18 protein-coding genes are annotated in these 23653 nt (G+C 57.7%); 10 read left to right on the forward strand and 8 right to left on the reverse strand.

What is annotated here, in order from left to right:
• Positions 1-8: 8 nt before the first annotated feature.
• The 6 genes from leuD to AC0V6V_RS04380 are packed head-to-tail and all read left to right on the forward strand — an operon-like array spanning position 9 to position 6152.
• Positions 9-605 carry a 3-isopropylmalate dehydratase small subunit gene (leuD, locus tag AC0V6V_RS04355; RefSeq protein ID WP_486164220.1) on the forward strand — a complete coding sequence of 199 codons (597 nt, stop codon included), beginning with the start codon at positions 9-11 and terminating at the stop codon, positions 603-605.
• Between the two features lie 34 nt (positions 606-639).
• A complete protein-coding gene (locus AC0V6V_RS04360; protein WP_486164221.1) occupies positions 640-1587 on the forward strand; it encodes a hydroxymethylglutaryl-CoA lyase in 948 nt (315 codons plus the stop codon).
• Positions 1584-2774, forward strand: coding sequence for a CaiB/BaiF CoA transferase family protein (locus AC0V6V_RS04365; protein WP_486164222.1), 1191 nt, complete (start codon positions 1584-1586; stop codon positions 2772-2774). The genes AC0V6V_RS04360 and AC0V6V_RS04365 overlap by 4 nt, the downstream gene beginning before the upstream one ends.
• A gap of 29 nt (positions 2775-2803) precedes the next feature.
• Positions 2804-3739 carry a polysaccharide deacetylase family protein gene (locus tag AC0V6V_RS04370; RefSeq protein ID WP_486164223.1) on the forward strand — a complete coding sequence of 312 codons (936 nt, stop codon included), beginning with the start codon at positions 2804-2806 and terminating at the stop codon, positions 3737-3739.
• Positions 3736-5250, forward strand: a complete 1515-nt coding sequence (locus AC0V6V_RS04375) for an aldehyde dehydrogenase family protein (protein WP_486164224.1) — start codon at positions 3736-3738, stop codon at positions 5248-5250. Before AC0V6V_RS04370 ends, AC0V6V_RS04375 begins: the two co-directional genes overlap by 4 nt.
• Positions 5247-6152, forward strand: coding sequence for a hypothetical protein (locus tag AC0V6V_RS04380; RefSeq protein WP_486164225.1), 906 nt, complete (start codon positions 5247-5249; stop codon positions 6150-6152). Before AC0V6V_RS04375 ends, AC0V6V_RS04380 begins: the two co-directional genes overlap by 4 nt.
• Positions 6153-6294: 142 nt before the next feature.
• Here AC0V6V_RS04380 and AC0V6V_RS04385 read toward each other — a convergent pair whose 3' ends face one another.
• Positions 6295-8493 (reverse strand): YadA family autotransporter adhesin, encoded by a 2199-nt coding sequence (locus AC0V6V_RS04385; protein ID WP_486164226.1) that lies wholly within the window; start codon positions 8491-8493, stop codon positions 6295-6297.
• A gap of 143 nt (positions 8494-8636) precedes the next feature.
• Between AC0V6V_RS04385 and AC0V6V_RS04390 the strand changes: the two genes are divergently transcribed.
• Positions 8637-9284: a LuxR C-terminal-related transcriptional regulator gene (locus AC0V6V_RS04390; RefSeq protein ID WP_486164227.1), complete on the forward strand. Its 648-nt coding sequence runs from the start codon at positions 8637-8639 to the stop codon at positions 9282-9284.
• 1 nt (position 9285) lies between these two features.
• Positions 9286-11205 carry a sensor histidine kinase gene (locus AC0V6V_RS04395; protein ID WP_486164228.1) on the forward strand — a complete coding sequence of 640 codons (1920 nt, stop codon included), beginning with the start codon at positions 9286-9288 and terminating at the stop codon, positions 11203-11205.
• Positions 11206-11504: 299 nt separating this feature from the next.
• Here the strand turns inward: AC0V6V_RS04395 and AC0V6V_RS04400 are convergent, their stop codons facing one another.
• The 6 genes from AC0V6V_RS04400 to AC0V6V_RS04425 are packed head-to-tail and all read right to left on the reverse strand — an operon-like array spanning position 11505 to position 18076.
• Entirely contained in the window at positions 11505-12755 is a 1251-nt protein-coding gene (locus tag AC0V6V_RS04400; protein WP_486164229.1) for a DUF3526 domain-containing protein, read from the reverse strand.
• Entirely contained in the window at positions 12755-14191 is a 1437-nt protein-coding gene (locus AC0V6V_RS04405; RefSeq protein WP_486166218.1) for a DUF3526 domain-containing protein, read from the reverse strand. Before AC0V6V_RS04405 ends, AC0V6V_RS04400 begins: the two co-directional genes overlap by 1 nt.
• Positions 14188-14907: an ABC transporter ATP-binding protein gene (locus AC0V6V_RS04410; protein WP_486166219.1), complete on the reverse strand. Its 720-nt coding sequence runs from the start codon at positions 14905-14907 to the stop codon at positions 14188-14190. Before AC0V6V_RS04410 ends, AC0V6V_RS04405 begins: the two co-directional genes overlap by 4 nt.
• Before the next feature lie 18 nt (positions 14908-14925).
• A complete protein-coding gene (locus AC0V6V_RS04415; protein WP_486166220.1) occupies positions 14926-17097 on the reverse strand; it encodes a TonB-dependent siderophore receptor in 2172 nt (723 codons plus the stop codon).
• 18 nt (positions 17098-17115) lie between these two features.
• A complete protein-coding gene (locus AC0V6V_RS04420) occupies positions 17116-17472 on the reverse strand; it encodes a MerC domain-containing protein (protein ID WP_486164233.1) in 357 nt (118 codons plus the stop codon).
• Position 17473: 1 nt separating this feature from the next.
• On the reverse strand, positions 17474-18076 hold the full coding sequence (locus tag AC0V6V_RS04425; protein WP_486166221.1) for a DUF1826 domain-containing protein: 603 nt from the start codon (positions 18074-18076) through the stop codon (positions 17474-17476).
• Positions 18077-18379: 303 nt separating this feature from the next.
• Between AC0V6V_RS04425 and AC0V6V_RS04430 the strand changes: the two genes are divergently transcribed.
• Both AC0V6V_RS04430 and AC0V6V_RS04435 read left to right on the forward strand, forming a co-directional pair.
• Positions 18380-20638, forward strand: a complete 2259-nt coding sequence (locus AC0V6V_RS04430; RefSeq protein WP_486164235.1) for a TonB-dependent hemoglobin/transferrin/lactoferrin family receptor — start codon at positions 18380-18382, stop codon at positions 20636-20638.
• Positions 20639-20656: 18 nt separating this feature from the next.
• Positions 20657-21679, forward strand: a complete 1023-nt coding sequence (locus tag AC0V6V_RS04435; RefSeq protein WP_486164236.1) for a DUF6607 family protein — start codon at positions 20657-20659, stop codon at positions 21677-21679.
• A gap of 101 nt (positions 21680-21780) precedes the next feature.
• Here the strand turns inward: AC0V6V_RS04435 and recQ are convergent, their stop codons facing one another.
• Complete coding sequence (gene recQ / locus AC0V6V_RS04440; RefSeq protein WP_486164237.1) at positions 21781-23640, reverse strand: DNA helicase RecQ; 1860 nt, start codon at positions 23638-23640, stop codon at positions 21781-21783.
• Positions 23641-23653: the final 13 nt, after the last annotated feature.

Raw genomic sequence — 23653 nt, forward strand, 5'->3', positions numbered from 1 at the left:
GAGAGCCAATGACGCAGATAACGTCCCTTGCTGTGCCGTTGCTAAATGCAAATATCGACACGGATCAGATCATCCCTTCACGCGAAATGCGCTCCACTGGCAAATCCGGTCTGGCCAAGGGGCTTTTTGCAGGGGCGCGTTATCTGCCCGGGAGCGACTATCAACTCGACCCCGGCTTCGTTTTGAACAATGCCCAATTTGCCAATGCTCAAATATTACTGGCGGGCGAGAACTTCGGTTGCGGCTCCAGCCGCGAACACGCGGTGTGGGCGCTGGCCGAATATGGCATTCGCGCTATCATCGCGCCCAGTTTTGCGCCGATTTTTGAAAACAATTGCTCGCGCAATGGGTTGCTGTGCGCGGCTTTGCCTATGAATGTGATTGAGCTGCTGGCGGGTCAAATCGAAGCGATCAGCGTCGATCTCCCCAATCAGACCGTTACCTCCGCCGATGGCCAGTCTTGGCATTTTCCGATGGATGAAGAGGCCAAGATGATGCTGATCGGCGGATTGGATTCAATCGCGCTGACCCTCAAACAAGCTGAGGACATCAAAGGCTGGCAAGCCGCAGATCAAGCCCAGCGGCCATGGATTTACCTGCAATGAAACGCTCGCGAAGCATAATGAAGAGGCCGTCATAGTGACCAACGCCATCACAATCAGCGAAGTCGGTCCGCGCGACGGGTTGCAGAGCATCGATACGGTCATGCCGCTTGAAGCGAAGAAAGCGTGGATCGCAGCGGAAGCGGCCGCAGGCGTAAGCGAGATCGAAGTGGGCAGCTTTGTGCCGCCTGCTCTTTTGCCGCAAATGGCCGATACCGCCGAAGTCGTCGCCTTTGCCAAGACCATACCGAACCTCGATGTGGCAGTGCTCGTGCCCAATCTGAAAGGGGCCGAGCGAGCCATCGCGGCGGGGGCGGACAAGATATCGATCCCCCTCTCAATGTCGGAAACACATAGCCTGAACAATGTGCGCAAAACCCATGCGCAAATGATCAACGAAATCCAAGCCATCGCAGAGTTGGTTCGGCAACAGCCCGAAGCGCGACGCCCCTATTTGGAAGTGGGTTTATCGACCGCTTTCGGATGCACGATGGAAGGCGCGATTCCCGCCAGTCAGATTACCCGATTGGCCGAACAGGCCGTCGCCGCAGGGGCGCAGGAATTGTGCCTGTCCGACACGACCGGATACGCCAATCCCGCGCAGGTGCGCGACCTAGTGCGCCAAGTCAAAAGCGCGGTTGGCGATGACAGGCTGAACTCGCTGCACCTCCACAATACCCGCGGGCTTGGCCTTGCGAATGTTGTCGCGGGACTAGAGGTCGGCATCACCACGTTCGATGCCTCGCTTTGCGGTTTGGGCGGATGCCCATTCGCGCCCGGCGCATCCGGCAATATCGTGACCGAAGACCTTGTGTTCATGCTTAGCGCAATGGGGCTGGATTGCGGGATTGATCTGGAGGCGCTGCTCAAAGTTCGCGAGATTTTGGCCGAGGCACTGCCGGTCGAGCCGCTCTATGGTTTTACCGCCGATGCGGGCGTTCCTCTCGGGTTCGAACACGCAACGCCAAAGGCGGTGATCGCATGACAGATACGAACACACCCTCCCCGCTCGCCGGTCTTAAGGTGGTTGAGTTCACCCATATGGTCATGGGGCCGACGGTGGGCGCGATCTTGGCTTCTTTGGGCGCAGAGGTGACCCGAGTGGAGCCTGTCGGCGGAGACCGGACACGCCAATTGCGCGGATCAGGCGCGGGCTATTTCCCGATGTATAACCGCCACAAATCGAGCATTTGCCTCAATCTCAAACACGAAGATGGCCAAAAAATCGCGCGCGAATTGATCGGGCAGGCAGATATTTTAGTCGAAAATTACCGCCCCGGCGCAATGGACCGGCTGGGCCTTGGCTATGATGATGCAGCGGCGATCAATGAACGACTGATCTATTGCTCGCAAAAAGGGTTTCTGCCCGGCCCCTATGAAAACCGAACCGCGCTGGACGAAGTCGCGCAGATGATGGGCGGTCTGGCCTATATGACCGGCCCGCCAGGCAAACCTTTGCGAGCAGGGGCCAGCGTGATCGATGTTGCAGGCGGCATGTTTGGCGTGATCGGCATTCTAGCCGCCGTGGAAGAACGCCATCGGACAGGTCGGGGGCAAAAGGTCCAGTCATCTTTGTTCGAGACCACAGCCTATCTGGTGGGCCAGCATATGGCGCAACTGGCCGTCACCGGGGAGGCAGCGCAGCCCATGCCCGTGCGGGTTTCTGCCTGGGCGATCTATGATGTGTTTCAAACCAAGGATGAGCCCATCTTTATCGGTGTGGTCTCTGATCCCCTTTGGGCAAAATTCTGCGACGTTTTTGATCTGAAGGAACTTTGGGCCAATGAGGCGCTGCGCGAAAACAATGCACGCGTGGCGGCTCGCGATACAATCATGCCGCAAGTCCGCGCGCTGATGGAGCAATTCACCCAATCGCAAATCATCAGCAAGATCGAAGGCACCGGCATTCCCTTTGCCCCGATCAGCAGGCCGGAAGACTTGTTCGAAGACGAACATCTCAAAGCATCGGGCGCGTTGGAGAATGTGACGCTCAGCAACGGCACCACCACCGCCCTGCCCACCTTGCCCATCGAAATGAACGGTCAGCTGCTGTCGCGGGATGCCGATCTGGCAAAGCCAAGCCAAGACGCCCGCACAGTTCTGGCCGAATTGGGCTATTCACCCGAAGCGATTGATGAATTGGCGGCAAACGGCGTCACACAAACCGATTAGCCGCTAGCCAACTAGCGTAAGGAAAATGCATGTTCGAATATGACTATGTCCCGATTACCGAGCGCGGCCCATTGCATTGGCCGGGCGATGCGCGGGTCGCCTTGGTCATCACGATCAACATGGAAACATGGGATCTGACCAAGGACACGGATCAGCCCTATTATGCGGGCGGCCCAGCCTTGCTCCCCAATATGCTTGCCGGGCGTATTCCCGATTATCCCAACTACAGCTGGCGCGAATATGGTCAGCGTGTCGGCGTGTGGCGGATTATCGACATGCTTGACGAGCTGGGCGCGAAAGCCAGTTGCACCACCAATGCAGTGACATTCGAGCGGCGCGGCGCGATGACCCAGGCCTGCCTTGATCGCGGATGGGAACTCATCGCCCACAATTACGAACAGGGCGAATTGCTGACCGATTTTCACGATGATCCCGCCGCTGAACGCGACATCATCCGCCGCTCCATCGAAATCTATGAGAAGCATGTCGGTAAACGGCCGCAGGGTTGGCTGTCGTCCAGCCTGCGCGGAACGCTCAACACACCTACCATTTTGGCCGAGGAAGGCTTCCGGTTTTACTGCGACATTATGAATGACGATCAGCCCTATATGATCCGAACCGATGCTGGCCCGCTGGTCGCCGTCCCCTATTCCAACGTCATCAATGATTTCACCATCGTCACGCGCAATATGCGCACCACCGATGAATATCGCGATCTGTTGATCGAGGAGCTGACGGTGCTCCACAAGGAAGGCGAGACCCAGCCGCGCATTATGAATGTCGGCCTGCATCCGCATGTTTCGGGCCGCGCCCATATGATCCGCGCTTTGCGGGAGTTTATCGAATTTGCGCAAGATCTAGACGGTATCTGGTGGCCCACCCGCCAAGAAATCGCAGAACATTATTCAAAACAGCATGAAACCCACATCCCCGGGCAGCTAACAGCGAAAGGCGACACAGCATGAGCGAGATTTCAGTCAGTTCGATAGCGCCCAGTGCCGCGGCGCAGGCGTTTCTGGATCGGGAAAAGCACAAGCTCTTCATCAATGGCGAATGGGTGGATGCAGCAGCGGGCGGCCACTTCCCGACGCATGACCCGGCCACAGGTGAGGTTATTGGCCAAATCGCACAGGGCGGCGCGCAGGATGTGGAACGCGCAGTCGCTGCTGCTCGCGCAGCCTTTGATACTGGCCCTTGGAGCGCCATGACACCAATGGAACGCAGCGCCATTCTTCACCGGATAGCCGACCTAATAGAGGCGAATATTGATGAGTTGGCCGAGCTGGAGACGCTCGACCAAGGCAAGGCGCTCTATGTCGGGCGCTGGGCCGAAATCCCCGGCGCGGCGGCGCAATTCCGCTATTTCGCAGGACTAGCCCCGGCCATCGAAGGCTCCTCCATTCCCACCTCGATCAGTTACCAGCCCGAAGGCAAGGAAATCTTCGCTTACACCCGCAAGGAAGCTGTGGGCGTTGTCGGGGCCATCGTGCCATGGAACAGCCCGCTGGTGCTGACAGCGATGAAGCTCGCGCCCGCTCTTGCGGCGGGTTGCACAGTGGTTTTGAAACCGGCGGAAGACACATCTCTCACCGCGATCCGTCTGGTGGAATTGATGGCAGAGGCTGGCCTTCCCGCCGGTGTCATAAACCTTGTCACGGGGCTCGGCGCGGAGGCAGGCTCGCACCTTGCCTCGCATAATGATGTGAACAAGATCGCCTTTACCGGATCAACCGCCACGGGCCGGGCGATTGTTGAGGCGTCGATGGGCAATCTCAAACGCGTCACGCTGGAATTGGGCGGCAAATCGCCGGTTATCGTGATGCCCGATGCAGACCTTGATGCAGCGATACCAGGCGCAGCCAATGCAATCTTCTTCAATGGAGGGCAGGTCTGTATCGCGGGCTCGCGGCTATATGCCCATTCGAACGTCTATGACCAGGTGGTCGAAGGGATCGTCGCGGCGGCGAAATCCATCAAACTTGGCCACGGTCTTGATCCCGAAACGCACATGGGTCCGCTGGTGTCACCCCAGCATGCCGCCAAAGTCGCGAGCTATATCCAATCCGCGCGCGATGAGGGCGGGACCATTCATTGCGGCGGTAATGTCACCGGCCCCAATGCCAGTTTTGTCGAACCCACCGTTATCACTGGCCTAGCGCCTAACGCTAAGGCGCTTTGCGAGGAAATCTTCGGCCCCATCTTGGTGATTCAGAGCTTCGATGATGTCGATGAAGTCGTCGCCGCTGCCAATGACAGCGAATACGGCCTCGCTGCTGGTATCTGGTCTGAGGGGCTATCCAATGCGACGCGCCTCGCCAACCGGCTCAATGCCGGCACAGTGTGGATCAACAGCCACGCCATGTACGACGCCTCGCTGCCCATCGGAGGAACCAAGCAATCGGGCTATGGCCGCGACAGCGGTCAGGCGGCGCTTGAAAACTATTTGGAGCTTAAGACGGTTTGCGCCGTCATATGAGCGTGCACTCGCTCAAGCATGGCTCGATCCTATGCGTCACGGCAGCGTTGCCGGACTTGGATTTGGCGCTCGACGATTACCACGGACGCTTAGGGCTTAGGCTCGTCTCTGAAGGCGAAGTGTCGCAGCAAGAAGCATTCTCGTGGCAAGCCCATGCTGTTGCAGGAAACCGGCAGGCAGTGCTGCAACCCATATCGGGCGCCGAAAGCTATATCCGACTGGTCGAGCAGCCCTTGCCAGACGGATTCCGCGCGACACAAACCTATGGCTGGGCCGCGTTTGAGCTGAGCGTAGAAGACGCCTTTCAATGGCCGGCAGTCTTGGAAGGAAGCGGTTTCGATATTGTCGGCCCGCCGCGCCATATCCCCGGGCTGGACCACCTCATCGCCATGCAAATGGTCGGGCGCGGGCAGGAGATGATCTATCTCAACGAAGTGCGCGACAACACGCCGAGCACTGATCTGCCCAAAGCGCAGTGCCCCGTCGATCTGACCTTCATCTGCATTCTGGCGGCAAAGGATAGGCAGCGCGCCGTGCAGTGGCACTGCAATGAGCTGGGACTGGATGAGAGCGAGACCCACACCATCCCCTATTCCTCGATCAACCGCGCGTTTGATCTGCCAACCGATCATCAAACCAGCCTAACCATGGTTCACAAGGGGCGCATGCCGATCATCGAGGTGGATGGCTATCCCGATACAGCGAGCGAACGCCCTGTTGCGCCTGGCCATCTGCCGCCGGGCAACGCCATCGTAACGCTGGCGGTGGATAGTTTGGACAAGATTGGCCTCGCTCCGATCACAAACATCCGATCAGAAAAGGGCGCGCCCTACCTGGGCCGGCGATCAGCTACGTTCGTTGGGCCCGAGAGTGAGCTGATCGAATTGGTGGAAGTTGGCTGATACACTCCAAGGTGCACCACAATAAATGTCGAGCCCGCGCTCACCAACATATCGTCGGCATTCGGCTTCGGGTGGTTTAGGGCTAGGACGATAGAAGCGGGCACACGCATGCGCCCGCTCCCATCTCTCTTCAAAGCGAGCCTTAGAACTCGCCCGCGACGCCTGCGCGTACGCTGGTGGAGTTCCCGCCTGCATAGGTTACCCCGGCTGTGATGGCGAAGTCGCCTTCGAACCGGTGCATCAGGCCAGCGGAGAAGCCGACCTCGCCGCGGTAGGTGGCAACGTTACTAGCATAGCTGGTCTTACCGGCTGCGCTGGGGAAATGCGGCGCTGCTTGTGCTGCGATGGAGGCGATGCCGCGCTGCGCATCACGGTCAATTGTGTCGGTGAGGTCGAACAACGTGTTGACCCGCCCACTGAGCGCATCAAACTGAGCGGTCGAGACCTGCGCAACCGCGTTAAGCGCCACACGCACATTGTCGACTGAGGCGGCTGTGGCCACGCTTTGACGGCCCAGCGTGCCATTGGCATCCACCGTCACCGCGTCAACCGGGCCCACCTGAGCCGCCGTGCTGGCGTCGATATCGCCGATCCGCACGGATGATCCCTCTCCTCCAAGCGCCACTTGGTTGGCTGCCGTGGACGCTGCCTGAAAACCAACCGCAGTCGAGTTCACATGCGTAACGCTTGCCTCACGGCCCACAGCTGTACCAAACTGCGCGGTGACCTCGCTTGAGCTGCCCACCGCTGTGCCAGCGCTGCCGCTGACGTTTGCTTGAAAGCCCACCGCAGCCGCTGAGTTGGCTGTGCCAGCGATAGTCACGCTGGTACCAATCCCGGTGGAGAAGGCTCCTTCCACCCGCGCTGAGTTGCCAACTGCAGTCGCATTGAGCGCGCGGGCTTGAGACCCTGTACCAAAGGCCGATGTCCCGTTTGAGGTCGCCACAGAACGTGCGCCCACAGCCGTTGCCAAAGCGCCATTGGTCCGCGCCCTTGCGCCAAACACTGACGCCTCCTGACCAATCGCAATCGTAGCTGACCCAACAGCACTCGCATCCTGACTGCTCGCACTCGCATCCACGCCAAACGCGATGGCATTCTCGCCGGTGGAGCTTGTGCCCGAACCAAGCGCAATCGCATTCAGTGCCCCCGCTAGTGCACCGTCGCTCATCAATGTCTGACCGCCAATTGCAATTGCGCCTTCAGCGTTCGCAAGTGGACCAAAGTTGTTGGCTCCTCCTAGCGCAATCGAACCTAAACCATTCGCAACTGAGTTTGCACCAACAGCAGTGGAACGCTCCACGGCTGCAGTGGCTCCTGCTCCCAAGGCAGTTGCTTGGTCCCCAGTCGCTTCGGCAAAAGAGCCAACGGCGGTCGACACAAAACCCATTGAGTCTGCGTCGTTACCAATTGCGACGGCTCCATTTTCGCCATCAGCCACCGAGTTCTGGCCAATCGCAACACTGCCATTATTGGCTGAAGAAGAGCCAGCACCGAGAGCAACTGTGCCTGAGCCGCTTGCTGCGGCGGCTCTGCCAATAGAGATAGCGTCTACAGTAGTGGCGTTGCTATCAGAACCGATCGATATGGCATCTGCCCCGCCAGCATTAGCACGCGCTCCAAGCGCTACTCCTCCTGTGAGAGCGCTGGTATTTACACCCAATGCGGTGGCTTCAGCCGCTGCATTCGCAAAGGCGCCGATTGCGGTTGCGCTGCCCCCAGCTGTTGTTGCGGCCGCGCCCACGGCAATTGCGTTGAAATGACCGGCGTTGGCATTGAAACCGACAGCGATGGCTTGCTGCGCCGATGCATTTGCTGAACCAATGGCGATTGCGCTTTGGCCGCCAGCATCTGAATTGCGGCCAACGGCAGTTGCAATTGCGCCATCTGCTAAAGAGTTAAATCCGATAGCGGTTGCATTATTAGCGGCAGCATTTGCGCCAACACCAAATGCCGATGCTCCATCACCAACAGCACGAGTAATACCGTTTGAACCATTGCTGCTTGCATCACCGCCAACTGCGGCCGCGCCATCACCATCGGCAATTACCTCGTTACCAATCGCCAGCGTACCCGCGCCTCTCGCCGTTGCAGTATCGCCCACCGCCGTTGCGCCATCACCATCTGTATTCTCCGGATCAGCAAGAGCGGCGTTACCGCAAGCAAAAGACTCACTGTCGTTTTGGTCATTTGCATTGCCGTCGGTATCTGTGCCTGCATCGGCGACCCCGTCATTATCAGTGTCGAGCAAGCAGGTATCGGCCTGTGCGGTTTGCGGCATGGCCACAATCCCCATCGCCACCGCAGTGGTGGCCGTGGCGGTCAAAAGTAACTTACGCATTGTATTTCCCCTTTTCTATCCAAAAAATTCTGGCGCAGGACTAGGGAAACGCTGGCCTGCCGCATATACCGCGATCGCGGTATGGTGATCGCCTGATTGTAGGGTATGCTGACCCGCCTCGAGTGTTTTTAAGGTGCTGCCCCATGATCCGCGTTGCCATTATTGAAGATGATCCGGCCATGCGCGATCTGTTGTCGCATGCGGTCAGCGAAGCGGAGGACATGATCCTGACCGACACAGCGGCCAACTGCGTTGCGGGCTCTGGCATGATCGAGGCAGGCGGTTATGATGTCTTGCTGTGCGATCTGGGCCTGCCCGATGGCAGCGGGGTGGATCTCATCCGGAAAGAGGTCCTAACCGGCCGAGATACCGACATCTTGGTAATCACGATTTTTGCAAATCAGGCGAAAGTTCTGGATGCGGTGCGGGCGGGTGCACGCGGGTATCTGCTCAAAGATGAACGAATTGAGGATTGTATTGAGGCCATCCGCAATATCCGTGCAGGGGGTTCCCCCATCAGCCCGGTGATCGCGCGGCAATTGCTTGGTGAGATCAAACCCGATCCAGCACAGCCCGCGGTGCCAATGGCCTCGCCCTTGTCAGAACGCGAATTTGAGGTGCTGAACCTGCTTGCGCGCGGTTTTTCCAATGCGGAATGTGCGGATGTCTTGAGCGTATCGAGCCACACTGTTGGAACACACGTCAAAAACATCTATCGCAAGCTAGAAGTCAACAGCCGAGCGGAGGCGTTGTTTGAAGCTTCATCACAGGGGCTGCTCGTGCGCGAGTAGAATGGGCGCGAGTAAAGCGGGGATGACTGCATGGGCGATGCGGTTCGCACTGCTGTGCCTTATGCTGCTCGCCGTGCCAGGCACTCTGCTGGCTCAGACCGCCGACTCCTTTGAAGTGATCGAGACGCCAACTGGGCCGATCATCGAATTTACCGAGGGGGAATATATCCTCAGCGAAGGCATCCAATTTCCAAACGAAGGGTGGGAGCGAGGCGAGAACCCGGCGATATTCCGCATAAACGAGGCCAAATGGCGGATCGGCGACGAACACAGTTTGAGCGGACGATTTCGGTTTGAACGCAGCGCGATTGGAGCAAACCCTATCGCGCTTTATACGATCAGCACGCGCAACAATTTTACAGTGCTAGTGAACGGTGAAGAGGTCTACCGCAATTTTGCACAGATCTCTGATCAAATGAACACATGGTATCGGCCGATCTTAATTCCGATCCCAACGGAAACCTTAAAGCCCGGGCTGAACGAGATCATCTTTCAGGCGTATTCGCAAGAATCGTTGGGAATTGGCCGAGTGCTGCTCGGGCCGCAAATCACGTTACAGAAATTCCACGATTCGCGGTTCTTTTGGCAGATTTCAGGACCACGCGCCGTGAATTTTGCCATGCTTCTTATGGGCATGCTGGTGTTCCTATTTTGGCTGGGGCGCAGACAAGAGGTAGAGCTGCTCTGGTTATCGATTTCGACGGTCGTTTGGTTCCTGAGGAACTACCAATTCTACGCAGAACAAGCTCCGTTTGAACTCAGTCCGTTCGGCCTAACAGTGTTTACAACATTACCAGTTTATGCGGCGTACTTTGCAACGGTGGCAACCGCGGCATTTTATCTCTGCTTTACGAAATCAGCTTACCGGAAAACTTGGATATGGGTCATGTTGTCCCTCGGCGTGGTGCTGACGTTGGTGCATGCACTGCTCGGCACCTCAGATCTAACTCTGTATGGGCCTTCTGCAATTGTCGTCTTTGGCATATCTGCACTCGGGTTCATTAACTTGAATCGCCATCGCAATATTGAGCATGGCGTTCTCGGTTTCATCATGATGGCGACGCCGCTTTTGACCCTATACGATCTCTATATAGCAATCTTACATCAAGGCGACGGCAGCGCCACTTATGCGACGATCTATGGCGGACTGATGTATACTAGCGCCTTCGTTATCTCCTTCGGCAAGAGGGCGCTTGATGCCTTTGTCGATCTGGGCAAATCCAACGTGCGGCTTGCACAACGTATAGCAGAGACCCGCGCGGAACTGGCAGCAAGTGAAGCGGCCAGGCAGGAATTGCTGGTCGAGCAAACCCTAGCTGGAGAGCGAGGCCGCTTGATGCAGGAAATGCATGATGGGATCGGGTCAAATCTGATCACTGCCTTGGCCGTGGCGCGCCGACAGAACCATCCAGAGACTACAATAAACACTCTCAACCGTGCGCTTAATGATCTGAAGATAACGGTCGATTCATTGGAACCGATCGAAGGCGATTTGCTCGCGCTCATCGGCAATCTTCGTCACCGCATGGCGGGTGATTTGCGTGATGCTGGGATCGCCTGCAAATGGGAGGTTGAGGACTGCCAGCCGCTCTCTTGGCTAGATGCGAGCAACGCGCTGCATGTTCTGCGGATTATGCAAGAAGCGATTGGAAACGTGCTACTTCATTCCCAAGCCAATGAACTCACGATCGGATGCAAGGAGGAGACGCAGAGCGGCGTCCAAGGGATCGCCTCTTACGTGATAGACAATGGCTGCGGCTTTGACGCGGACATAGATTACCAAGGCAAGGGGCTCAGCAATATGAAGTCCAGAGCGCAGTCTTTGCACGGCAGTCTTGCTTGTCGCTCCGAGCCCGGTGGAGGCTGCACAATCACTCTCTGGCTGCCTTATTTTCGGCAAGAGCGCCGAGAACTAGCATAGGGGCCTGCGCTACCCTTTGATTGCTAAATAACGCAACTGCCAGCGGTATTAGCTAATGAGCACTTTAAAAATGTCCGTCTCCGCCCTCACCCAAGAATTCAAGCGATGGCAAAAATGGGCCAACAGCGGAACCTCCGCTTGCTGCTAGAGGCGTCTAAAATGGACATATCATCCCAGCGCTTTAGTCTCTACGCTTCCGCAAACTCCACGGGAACCCAGCCACCTATTGGAAAATTCAAAGACTATCAGTGCCTCTCAGTTCTCTTTGAGGTGAGATCAATGCAGCCGCCCTCTTCGCCTCATTTGGTAGGTGCATATACAGGCAAGTCAGCCAAGAGGCCTTGGTCATAAGGCTCTTCTGGGAACATCAGCGGATAATAGAACGCGCGCAGCTGGCCATGGTAGTCCCGCACGCGGTTTTCATAGGCGATCATTGCGGCTGCATCGGTTCCAGCCAGTTTCTCAAACGAACGCTCAGCCAGCGACGTAGGGGACAGCAGCGAGGCTGTTCCTGCCAACCGATCTCTCGCAAGCCGCGCATCGCGATATTGCTGAACGAGCGGCTCTGCCACTTGGTCGCCGACCTGCTGGAACGCGTAATACCACTTCCATTCGAAGCCTTCTTCGATCTCTGTATGGTCAACGAGTTCAGGATGCCGCTCCACAAACGGCTCCATCGTCGCTTCCTTGGGTAAATCCCATGCGTCGTTCACTGTCTCGCGTTGCAAGAGGAGGATTTCACCGCCGTCGGGCACAGGATTGCTGGCTTCGATGGCCGCCTTTGAAACAGCAGGAACGACGATGGCTAGCGCAAGCCACAAGCCGATCAGCGATGTCAGCAGGATCGATGGTGAGGCGTCGATGCGGCTGACCAACTCAACGATCAGCCACCAGATCAGCAGCGAGCCGACTACGATAGCGCTCGCCTGTATGGTGAGCGCCAGCGCAGCGCCTTCGACCGCAGTTCCTATCCAGAGGGGAATGAGCAGCAGCAAGGCCAACGCAGATACTCGCACCAGCGCACGCGGCAGCCATAGCGACCGCGGCGAACCGGCGGTCGCCACCAGCAAATCGTGGCGGCGCATGGTCCGCTCCGATGCCCGCAGATCGTAGAGCAACAATATCAGCAGCAGCGGCGCAACGGAGGCCGCTAGGAAGGCGAAATCGAACCGTCCAACAAGACCGAAGTCCGCATTGCGTGTATCGGCCTCATGGATTTGCCCCTCCAGCGCGAGCATGCGCACACGGTGTTTCCATGGGCTGCTATCGCGTTGTCCCATGGCCGCGAAGGCGAAGTCGGATGGCGGCGCGTAGGTGAGGTGGAAGGCGTAATAGGCGGCGCTGCCCCAATCCTCCTGTCCCTCGAGTGCATTTGCGCGATCCGCAGCGTCTTCTTCGAGCAAAGTCGCGATGGTTTCGCGCTGTTCGCGAACCTCTGCGATGCCGAAAGATACCGCCACGACGGAGAGGAGAAACGCGAGAAGCAGCCAGAACAGCGCCCCGCGATCTTTTGCGAGGAAACGCGCTTCGCGGACTAAATTTCCGAGCATCAGAGCCTCACCCGCCGCGCTGCGCCGTAAACCAGCCCGCCAGCAGCGGTGAGCCAAATCAATAGAATGACAAATGAGAGCAATGCGCGCTCTAGGCGCGTGTCTGCGTCATCTGGCTCAAAGCGGAACTCGTCGAGCACCTCCCAGGCGCCGGCGTTAATTCGTGCGCGGCGGGACGCCTCAGCATCGGCATTGCGGTTCATGTCGATTGCATAATCGAGTTCGTTGACGTGCTTTTCATTGAGCGCCTGGACGAAGCCAAATCGCAAAGCCTCGCTTTCGCGCAAGAACCGGTGGTGGGTTGCGAGATCGGTCCCAGCCAGTGTGCGCGACGCTGAGCTGATCGCGATGGTCGGTGAAGCCAATCCGAACCATCCGAAGATGCGCGACTGGCTCGCCTCTAGCCCCATACGCTCTTCTGCGTAGGAATTGAGCAGATCGGTCAGCTCGGCCTCCGAATACGATGCGACCACGCCGCGCCAATTCATGGGTAGCTCCTCGATGGTCTCAACTTCATATTGCTCCAGCACTTCGGCCTGAAGCTGCATGAAGGCTGGGTCTGCCGCATTGTGCCCATCGCCCAGCTTGCGCTGCTCGGCAAGCATCACAAGATCGCTCTCGATTTTGCCAGGTGCGTCAATCGCCGCGCTGCTCGCATTAATGGCAAAGCGCGGGACGATGAGGGCTGCGAACAGCCACACGAAGATCAGTGCGCCAAGCGAGACCGAGCGCTGATTGAGCAAGATTGAGGCAGCGAGGACAATTGCGCCCCAGATGCAGAGGTAGACGAAATACCCGGCGACCATTGAACCGGCAGCAAGGGCACTTTCGCCGAGGCTGACCGAATAGGCAGCCACGAGCACCAGCGGGACCATGAAGATGGCGATCACGGCAAGCAAAGCGGTTGCTTTGCCCAGCGCAAGCCTCGCGCCCGATTGTCCCTGCGCGAGCATGACCGCGAGCGTTCCGCTTTCGCGCTCGCGCAGGAACATAGCGTGGCCCAAGACGATGAGCAGCAGCGGCAGGAGCAATTGATAGAGGCTCGCCGGGGTCAGTGCGGCAAATCCGCCAAGATCCGCCGCCGCCTTGGTATCGGCGAACATAGCAGTGTTCTGGCGGTGCCCTTCGAGAAAGATGGATTGACCTGTCACCGCATCCACGCCCGGCTCAAACACCGCAAGCGGCGGCGGCGGACGGAACGCATAGTGGCCGTAGTGAATCATCCTGTGGGGATGGCGGTCAGGCTGCGCAAAGAAGGTTTGCTCTGCTGATATCTGTTGCTGGGTGCGCTGATATTGCTCGTCAGCGATACGGCTTGCGGTTAGCAGACTTGTGGCAGCAATCAGCACCGCGACGATCACCGCAGCCGCGATCACGACCCGCGAGCGCAGCCAGAGGCGCCATTCCTCGCGCGCTATGCGGGTGACCGTGCTCATGCAGCTTGCCTTTCAGCGAATGCCGCATGCACCGTTTCTGTATCGATCCGCTGGCCGTTCTCTGCCGCGAAGCTGCCGACCAATTTGCCGTGGCGGAGCAGACCGACCCGGTCTGCAATTTGGCAAGCGCCGTAAACATCGTGGGTCACCATAAGAACGGTCTGCCCGCCCTCGGCCAAGGCCTTCACGAGATCGTGAAACTCATGAATGGCAACTGGATCGAGGCCTGATGTCGGCTCATCAAGCAGCAATATTGGGGTTTCGCGGAGCAAGGCGAGCGCGATGGCGGTCTTTTGCCGCATCCCCTTGGAATAGGATTGCAAGCGGCGGGTTCTAGCTTCTTGCGGCAAGGCAACGCGGTCAAGCGCGGCGTCGATCTCGCCCGTAGTCGCTGATTTTCCGGCTAGGTGTAGGAAATAGTCAAGATTTTCATAGGCTGTCATGTGCCCATAAAGCGATGCCGCCTCAGGCAAATATGCGATCGCACCGCGAGCAGCAGCCACATCACTGCTCACACTTGTGCCATTCACCAACACTTCCCCGCCGGACGGATCGAGAAAGCCGAGGAAGGTGAGCAATGTGCTGGATTTGCCAGCACCATTGCCGCCGAGCAGCGCGAAAATCTCGCCCTGCTGTACGGCAAAGGAAACGCCGTCCAACACGGCGTTTCCCTCGCGAACCAGAGAAAGCGAGCGAGCCTCCAAAGGCGATGTCATGTCGTTTTCCTCTTTCAATCAGAAGCTGTAGCGTGCTGAGATAAACGCCGAGCGTGGAGCGCCAGGTTGGACCCAGACGGATGCGAAGGAGTCGGTGTAATAGGTCTCGTCGAACAAGTTCTCGAAATCGACCCGGAATGACAGGTTCTCGATAAATTCAAATTCGGCGAACAGACGGACCGTTGTGTAATCGGGCAGGTCGAAGTCGCCACCGACTTCCCCGTTACGCTCTCCAACATGAAGCACCCCGCCGCCCAATTGTACGCCAATATCATCGACCACCCAGCGTTGAGACACTTGCAGGCTCAGCTGATGGTCAGGCGAGTTGATGAGCGGCTCTCCAGGATTGAAGGTGGTGAACGTTGCCGAATCCGTTCCGCTATTGGTGTATTCGGCATCGGTGTAAGCATAGGACAGCCAGATATTTAGTCCGCTATCGAAGCTCGCATTGGCATCAAACTCCAGCCCGCGGCTGCGCGCTTCGCCCGCTGGGATCAGTTCGCCCGCTGCTTCAGGACGTGGGTCGAAGATGAGAATATTGCTCTGATCAACATCGAACACGGTCGCAGAAGCTGAACCCTGAACGCCTGAGAACACAGAAGCTAGGTCAAGCTTCAAGCCCGCTTCAAACGACGTAGACTTATTCGGATCGAATGAGTTGCCTTCAAAGTCCGCACCGGAAAGCTGGCGAATGCCCTCTCCGTATGACGCATATAGGCTGATGCCATTGGTCGCGCGGTACACAAGGCCTGCTTGCGGAGAAAAGGCGCTGTTGGATGACTCGCTTACGACTGCGGGAGTAGAGCTACGGTTGACCAACCTCTGATTAAAATCATCAAAGCGCCCGCCTATGCGAACCTGCAATTTGTCGGTCAGGTCAATCTGGTCCTGGATGTAAAAACCAAATCCACCCGTTTCTTCCAAGCGATCAATCTGTGCAGCGGCATCGGGGCGGGCATATTGACCGTAAAGCGGGTTGTTCACGAAGATTAGCAGGTAAGTCTCTGGATCAAGCGTGCCGCTGGCAGCTCCGCCAATTCCAGCCTGGCGAAAACGGTTGGCGACCTGATCATTGTCAAACTCGTCGTAGTCGACACCGAAGATCAAGCGGTGACGCAATGCGCCCGTGTTGAACTCGCCATTCACCTCTGCGCGCAGGGCGAGATATTCCGCTTCGTAATCGCGGAAGCGGAAAAAACGGGAAATCGCTTGGCCGTCGACGAGATAGGGCTGGCGGCTGCCAAAGTTGTTTTCATAAGCATCGCCAACAAGCGATGTCTCTCGATAACCTGCACCTACGAGAAGGCCCCAATTGTCGCTGAACTCGGTCTGAAATTCGAGCTGGTGCCCAAACACCTCTGTATCGATCAGCGCATCAGGTTCGCCCGTGAACAAGCTGCGAGGCGAAAAACTGAACTGGTCGGAGAAGATTACACCGCGGTCCTGAGGCAATTCTTGCGAGGTGTATTCAAGCTCGTATGTGATCGTTGAGCTTTCCCCGACATCGAAACGGACGGACGGATAGATGCCAAATTTCTGCGTTTCCTTACCCACGCGGAAACTGCCCGCATCTTCGAAAAAGCCTGCAACGCGGATACCGCCATTGTCACCCAGCGTCGTTTGAAGGTCGATATCCCCGCGGTAAAAATCAAATGAGCCGCCTTGAAGCTGGACATAGCCAGACGTCTCATACTGAGGACGCTTGGTGACGAGATTGATCGTGCCGCCCGGTTCACCCCGTCCATAAAGCGCAGAGCGCGGGCCCTTCAAAACTTCAACCGCTTCAATTCCAGAAATATCGCGCGGGCCGCCAAAGCCTCGCCCGGCGTTAAAACCATTAACGAGAAAACCGCTGGGCAGGTTGATGTCGCCTGAAAAGCCGCGGATGGAGAAGCTGTTCCAAAGGCCGCCAAAGTTGTTTTGGCGTGACACAGAAGCCGACAGATCCAACGCTGCATTCAAATCCAGTGCATTGGTATCGCGCAGAATTTCTGAGCCGATAGTCTGGTCGATTTGAGGAATCTCAAGATCCTCAAAATCGCCCCGATAGGCGCGGCGATCGGTGACAATGATCTCGCCACTTGCCGTCTCGACACCCTCGGACGCTTCAAAGTCCTGAGCGATGGCCGGAGCACTGACAGCGCCTAGTATGATGAAGGAAGAGGAGGCAAGAAGCCGATTAAGGTGCATTAGAATATCCGTTCAGAACTAGTGATTTCGGGAAAGTCGGTAGAGGTGCGCCCCCGCCAAGAGCACCGCGCCGGCAATTGTTGGGGCGGTTTCGCCAAAGCCTAGGGACTCAGCGACAAGCGCAAGGAGCAGCAAGCCAATCCCGGTGATTGCCGGGATAAGAAATGAAGGCGTGCGCGCATCATGCGCGATTAAGACAGTCGTGACCCCCGCCAGGATTGCGAGTGCTACAAACAACCAGTGGACCCATTCGGCATCCGCCAGCAAACCAAGCATTGGTAGGCTGATCGCGGCGACGGGCAAGAGCGCGCAATGCACCACACAGATCAGGCTGAAGCCTATTGCTGCCCGGTCGATTTTTGCTGTGTTCTCCATGTCACTCGCCCTCAGAAGGATTGAGGACCAGAAGCAGGCGTTTCTCGCCCGTTCCTGCGATAGGAGGCGAACGGTGAATGGCCGGGCTATTGGTGGCGAGCTTACCCTTGAAGATGCCAATATCACCCGCCGACATCGAGTTGATGTGGAGCGGCTCAGCTCCGTTCTTTACGCGGGCGGCATCGTCGTCTGTCAGCCATTGAGTGCCTGACCCCGCATAAGTCGTGATTAGGCGCGCTTTGACATAGTCGGCATGCCACTTGCGGCAGGAATTGGTGGTAACGACCTCAATTCTGACTTCGAGTTCAGTGAGGTCAAGAACGCTACAATAGCGCTCCGCCAACATCACAATGTCGGCGGTCAGTTCGTCTCGCTCAACTTGATCTGCGAAGCCCGCATCATCCAAGCATTCCTCAAGGCGTTCGCGTAGGTTTGGCAAGGGCGTGTCGAACCGAACATCTGTAGGATCGCTCGAAAGTAGGCGGGCATAGTTGCCCGGAATTTCGCGCTCCCAGATCGCGAGATTGCACTCTGGATCACGCAGCGCGCGAAGAACGTCACAGGAGGCAGAAACCGCTGCGGAGGTTTGCAATATTTCAGACAATTTCGAGATCGACTCATTTAATGTTACAACGTAACATCGGAGCTAGCTGAGGGATTTGTTCCTTGCAAATGGTTTGTTGATGGAACGTTCGTTTCCGGCCGTAGAGCTGGAACTCCCCACATGTGAGGGCTCCTGAAGGTGGCATTCGCACCGGCTTGAACGCGCTCGATCCTTCTGAAGCAAAACTCCAGCTACTCACTTATTCTGCCCAAAGGACGCACCAACAGCATTGACAAAATTCCGGCATCACTAGATGCTAATGCAAGTGACTCGCATTTGCGAAACGCTATGGAGGATTTTCACTTGTCAATTACCCGTTTCAGTCATGCTGCCCGAGCAGCATGTTCTGCCATCGCTATTATGTCCGCTTGCGCGGCAAACGCTTCGGAAGAAGCCGCAGAGGATCAACAAACCGATCAAAACACCATTACCGTCACTGCGACGCGCGCGCCCGTGACGATTGCTGACGCGCCCGCAACGGTCACAGTTATCGATGCTGAGCAGATTGCGGATGAGCTAGTCACCGACATTCGCGATCTGGTGCGCTTTGAGCCAGGTGTGACTGTTCGCCGTGCTCCTGCCCGCTTTGGTGCCGCGCTCGGCACGACTGGGCGCGCTGGCAATGAGGATTTCAATATTCGCGGGATCGGCGGCAACCGTGTGCTAATCCAGGTGGATGGCATCCGCGCGCCGCAAGGGTTTGCATTTGGCGCGCAAAGCGTTGGCCGAGACAGTGCCAGTGACCTTGGCCTGATCAAATCGGTCGAGATCCTGCGCGGGCCTGCCTCTGCATTTTACGGCAGTGACGGGCTGGCCGGCGCGATCAGCTTCACAACTTCGGACCCCGAAGATTTCATTGATGATGGCAACCGCATCGGCGGCTTTATGCGTGCGCAATATGGCTCTGCCGACAATGAGTTCGCTGGCACCTCTGCCATCGCGGGCAGTGCCGGGAACTTCTCCGCGCTGCTCGCCTACTCGCGCCGCGATTTCGAAGAGCTCGACAATCAGGCAAGCATTGGCGGCGAAGGCCCCACGCGCACCTTGCCCAATCCCCAAGACGGCGAATCCAACGCACTGCTCGGTAAATTGGTCTGGAGCGATGGCGGCCATCGCATTCGTCTGACCGGTGAATACCTTGAACGCGAAGTGTTCTCCGATGTGCTGACCGGGCGCGGTCCTGTCTTCCTATTCGGCCCAACGCCCAGCTGGATTGTCGACAGTCTAACGGCGCTCGACACGACAGAGCGCACCCGCGTTTCAGCCGATTGGACATGGACCGCTGACGAAGCTGGCACTGGCTTTATCGATTATGCCCATCTTGCGGCCTATTGGCAGGATGGCGAAGATCGCCAGTTCGCCGATGAAGATCGCTCACCAACCGGGGCAACACCGCGTCCTGATCGCGAACGGCTCAACACGTTTGAGAACCGCGTTTATGGCAGCGTCGCAGACTTCCGTTCGAGCTTTGACACTGGCGGGATCTCGCACACGCTCTCCTATGGCGGCGACGTGAGCTTCACCCGGCAAGAAGGCCTGCGTCACGGAGTGGTCCCGCCATTCGGCGAGAGTTTCCCAAGCAGAGCCTTCCCAGTCACCGATTTCACGCTCGGCGGCATATTTGTGGGTAACGCAGTAGAGATCGCTGATGGCGCATTCACGCTTTACCCAGCAGTACGGTTCGACTTTTATGATCTGGACCCGACCGATGATCCGCTTCTGCCGACCTTTTCAGCATCGGGACAAGATGGCTCCCGCCTCTCACCGAAAGTCGGCGCGGTTCTCAAACTGGGCAATGGCGATGTCCGCCTGTTCGCAAACTACGCGCAAGGTTTCCGCGCGCCAACGCCAAGCCAAGTGAACAACTTCTTTGAAAACCTGGCCTTCGGCTACACCTCTGCGCCCAACCCGGATCTCGAACCAGAAACCAGCGAAACGTTCGAGGGCGGTGTGCGCTACGGCACGGATGAGATTGATCTGTCGCTTACTGGCTTTGTCGCCGACTATGACAACTTCATAAGCCAAGAGGTTGTTAGCGGCACCGGCACGCCATTTGATCCCAGTGTTTTCCAGTTCGTCAATCTCGACAGCGTCAAGGTCAACGGCGTCGAGGCAAGAGCCAGCTACCAGGCGGATAACGGTTTCCGCACCCGGTTCGCCATCGCCTATGCCGATGGCGAGGTGCAGTCACCCGGCGCGCCTGTTGCTGCGCTTTCAACTATAGATCCGCTCAATGCGGTGTTCGGCATCGGCTATCGCGACCCGGATCGACGCTTCGGCGGCGAGCTGATCGTTACGTACAATGCGGGCAAGGAAGCGAATGAAACGGTCGGCGTGTGCAATGGCACCTGTTTCCGTCCAGAAGAGTTCGCGATTTTTGATGCAACGGCCTTCTACCGCTTCAACGACACATTCACGCTGCGCGCCGGCCTCTTCAACATCACGGATAGGGCCTATTCCTATTGGAGCGATGTTCGCGGCCTGACCGACGCGTCCACCCTCACCGAAGCCTTCACTCAACCCGGCCGCAATTTCAGCGTCTCGCTCAGCGCCGCTTTTTGATCCCAGGAGAATGAACCCATGAAATTGGCAAACCTATTTGGCGGCGCCGTTTGCGCCCTTGCCCTTGCAACCAGCCCAGCACTCGCTGACGCCCCTGTCGGTGAGCGTACGAGCGCCCAGGAAAGCGCATCGTTCGAGGCGGACCGCGCCGACATTCTGGCAATGGCAGGCGACTTCAAAGTTACCTTCGATATGAAAGAAACGACCCCTTGGCGCGAAGGCTATGAGCCGATCGATGCCAAAATTTCTGGCGGGCATGAAAGCGTGCGGGTGATCGAGGATACGGGCCGCAAGATTGTGCTGCAGCACCTGCTGGTGGTCGGACCGGAGGCGAGCCCATTTGTCATCAAGCATTGGCGGCAAGACTGGGAATATGAGCCTGAGCAAATCCTGACTTACAACAGCACGGGCAAATGGGTGCTCGAAGATGTGCCCCAACCAATGCGAGCCGGGCGCTGGTCGCAAACCGTCTATCAGGTGGATGACAGCCCGCGCTATGCCGGGTGGGGTCAATGGGAAACCACCAATGGTGTGCGCCGCTGGCGGTCAAATTGGACCGTGCGCCCGCTGGCCCGCCGCGATGCGACCCGAAATCCGGATTATGATCACTACCGCTCGATCAACCGTCATCAGCCATTTCCGGGCGGCTGGATCCATTGGCAAGACAACACGAAGATGAAGTGGGTCGACGGTGAAGCTGTGCCCTATGTCCAGGAGAGCGTGCTCAACACCTATGTCACATTTGACGGTTATCCCACTGGAGCCGCTGATGCATACTGGAAAGCGACTGAGGATTATTGGGCCGTCGTGCGCGCAGAATGGGACAAAGCGATTGCAAGCGGCAACGGCGTAACTGTCGAGGAAGAGGCCAACACTGGCACTGTCATCAGTGGCCGCTTGCTTGAGATGGGCACACAAATCCAGAAAGGAGAGATGGAGCAGTCAGCTGCAATTGCCGAGGCTCAAACTTTGATCCGCACCGCTGCGGCTGCACCCGCGACGGCAAGAGCCACGACTGAAGCAAAGGATGCTGGATACTGAGCGACCAAAGCAATGCGTGGCGAGCGTCACCACCGCAGCTCGTAAGACACGCATTCTCTAAGCTCGCAGTCTGCCGCACGAGAACCATCACGTATTGGCTGCTACCGGTCGTGCAACTGGATGACTTTGAGAAATGCGTCCCCATAGGCATCCAGTTTCTTCGCCCCGACGCCAGGCAATTCGCTTAGCGCGTCGCGGGTCTGAGGCTTAAACCCGGTCATGTCTCGCAGTACGGAGTCGTGGAAGATGACATATGGAGGGACCTGATTCTCCTTTGCCAAGTCGCGGCGCAATTCGCGCAAGGCATCGAATAGCGGGTCGCCAACTGGGTTGAGCGCCTGGCTTGAACCGGATTTGCGTCGCTTCCCGCCGACCCGTTTTGGTGGGATAACCAGATCCAGCGGCTGCTCTCCTTTGAGGTAACCGCGTGCCTCCGGGCCTAGCATCAAGCCGCCATGTTCCGTCGGCATTAATGCACCGCGCACCAGCAGCGCTCGGTGCACTGGTTTGAGCAGGTCAGCTTCCTCGCCTTCGACTATGCCGAAGACTGACAGTGTATCGTGCCCCTGTGCACGGCTACGCTCACTGGATTGACCGGTTAGAATGCTCTCGATGTACCCTGATCCATAGGTTTGCCGCGTGCGCGCCACCGCTGAGAGGTACTTTTGCGCGGCAATCGTCGCATCAACAGCGCGGGCCGGTTCCAGGCAATTGTCGCAATTGCCGCAAGTTTGCGCAGGATGCTCTCCGAAATGGCGCAGCAGGATCGCACGGCGGCACCCACCGGTTTCAACCAGCGCGCCGAGGGCCGACAATCGCGTCCGCTCTCCTGCCTGCCTCGCCTCTTCAACATCGCTAACGCGCATGCGCGCCCGTGCAAAATCGTCCGCTCCCCAGAACATGTGCGCCGATGCTGGATCGCCGTCGCGCCCGGCGCGGCCCGTTTCTTGATAATAGGCTTCGATCGATTTGGGCAGGCCAGCGTGGGCGACAAACCGCACGTCTGGCTTATCAATGCCCATGCCAAACGCGACCGTCGCGCAAATCACCATGTTCTCGCTTTCGACGAAGGCCGCTTGGTTTGCGGCGCGAATGTCGGCTGGCAGTCCGGCGTGGTAACAACGCACTTCGCGTGTTCCGTCAGACAGCGAATTGGACAGTCGTTCGGTCGCCGCCCGAGTTTGGGCATAGATAATCCCGGGTCCGGAATTCTCGGCCAACAAGCGTCTTAGTTGCTGCGTCAGCTGGTCGCGGGGACGGATCGCATAGCGGATATTGGGGCGATCGAACCCGGCGACGATCAACCCTTCTGGCGCAATCCCAAGCTGCGTTAAGATATCTGACCGTGTATGGGCGTCTGCTGTCGCGGTTAGGGCTAGTTGTGGCACATTGCTGAACTGGTCCATCAACGGGCGCAGCAGACGGTAGTCAGGGCGGAAATCGTGCCCCCATTCGGACACGCAATGCGCCTCGTCGATCGCGAACAAGGATATCTGACACTGGGAAAGCAGCTCCCTAAAATGAGACTGGCTTGCCCGTTCCGGCGCTACGTACAAAAGATCGAGCTCGCCTGCTCGTAACTGAGCGATCGTTTCAGCGCGGTTCTCGTCTGCGCTGGTAAGGGTGGCGGCGCGGATCCCGTTTGCGCGGGCGCTGCGCAATTGATCGTGCATCAACGCGATCAGCGGGCTGATGACAATGCAGGTCCCCTCCAGTAGCGTGGCGGGCAGTTGGTAGGTCAGCGATTTACCCGCCCCGGTCGGCATGACAGCCAGTGTCGAATGCCCGTCCATGATCCGATCCACGACTTGCTGCTGAACGCCGCGGAAGGAATGAAAGCCGAAGACCTCGTGCAGTTTATGCAGCAATTCGGGCCCGGTCGGCAAACCGGTTCCGCCTGAATCAGGCTGGATGTGCTCGTCTGGGGGGCAAATTTGGGAGCTGCCAGTTTCGGTGGTCATAGCGTTCGCCATG

The organism is Erythrobacter sp. S249 (assembly GCF_057364975.1).

Bases quoted from the DNA above. Each gene is read 5' to 3' on its own strand.
- leuD (WP_486164220.1), top strand. From the start codon at position 9: ATGACGCAGATAACGTCCCTTGCTGTGCCGTTGCTAAATGCAAATATC.
- AC0V6V_RS04365 (WP_486164222.1), top strand. From the start codon at position 1,584: ATGACAGATACGAACACACCCTCCCCGCTCGCCGGTCTTAAGGTGGTT.
- AC0V6V_RS04370 (WP_486164223.1), top strand. From the start codon at position 2,804: ATGTTCGAATATGACTATGTCCCGATTACCGAGCGCGGCCCATTGCAT.
- AC0V6V_RS04375 (WP_486164224.1), top strand. From the start codon at position 3,736: ATGAGCGAGATTTCAGTCAGTTCGATAGCGCCCAGTGCCGCGGCGCAG.
- AC0V6V_RS04380 (WP_486164225.1), top strand. From the start codon at position 5,247: ATGAGCGTGCACTCGCTCAAGCATGGCTCGATCCTATGCGTCACGGCA.
- AC0V6V_RS04385 (WP_486164226.1), bottom strand. From the start codon at position 8,493: ATGCGTAAGTTACTTTTGACCGCCACGGCCACCACTGCGGTGGCGATG.
- AC0V6V_RS04390 (WP_486164227.1), top strand. From the start codon at position 8,637: ATGATCCGCGTTGCCATTATTGAAGATGATCCGGCCATGCGCGATCTG.
- AC0V6V_RS04395 (WP_486164228.1), top strand. From the start codon at position 9,286: ATGGGCGCGAGTAAAGCGGGGATGACTGCATGGGCGATGCGGTTCGCA.
- AC0V6V_RS04400 (WP_486164229.1), bottom strand. From the start codon at position 12,755: ATGCTCGGAAATTTAGTCCGCGAAGCGCGTTTCCTCGCAAAAGATCGC.
- AC0V6V_RS04405 (WP_486166218.1), bottom strand. From the start codon at position 14,191: ATGAGCACGGTCACCCGCATAGCGCGCGAGGAATGGCGCCTCTGGCTG.
- AC0V6V_RS04410 (WP_486166219.1), bottom strand. From the start codon at position 14,907: ATGACATCGCCTTTGGAGGCTCGCTCGCTTTCTCTGGTTCGCGAGGGA.
- AC0V6V_RS04415 (WP_486166220.1), bottom strand. From the start codon at position 17,097: ATGCACCTTAATCGGCTTCTTGCCTCCTCTTCCTTCATCATACTAGGC.
- AC0V6V_RS04420 (WP_486164233.1), bottom strand. From the start codon at position 17,472: ATGGAGAACACAGCAAAAATCGACCGGGCAGCAATAGGCTTCAGCCTG.
- AC0V6V_RS04435 (WP_486164236.1), top strand. From the start codon at position 20,657: ATGAAATTGGCAAACCTATTTGGCGGCGCCGTTTGCGCCCTTGCCCTT.
- recQ (WP_486164237.1), bottom strand. From the start codon at position 23,640: ATGACCACCGAAACTGGCAGCTCCCAAATTTGCCCCCCAGACGAGCAC.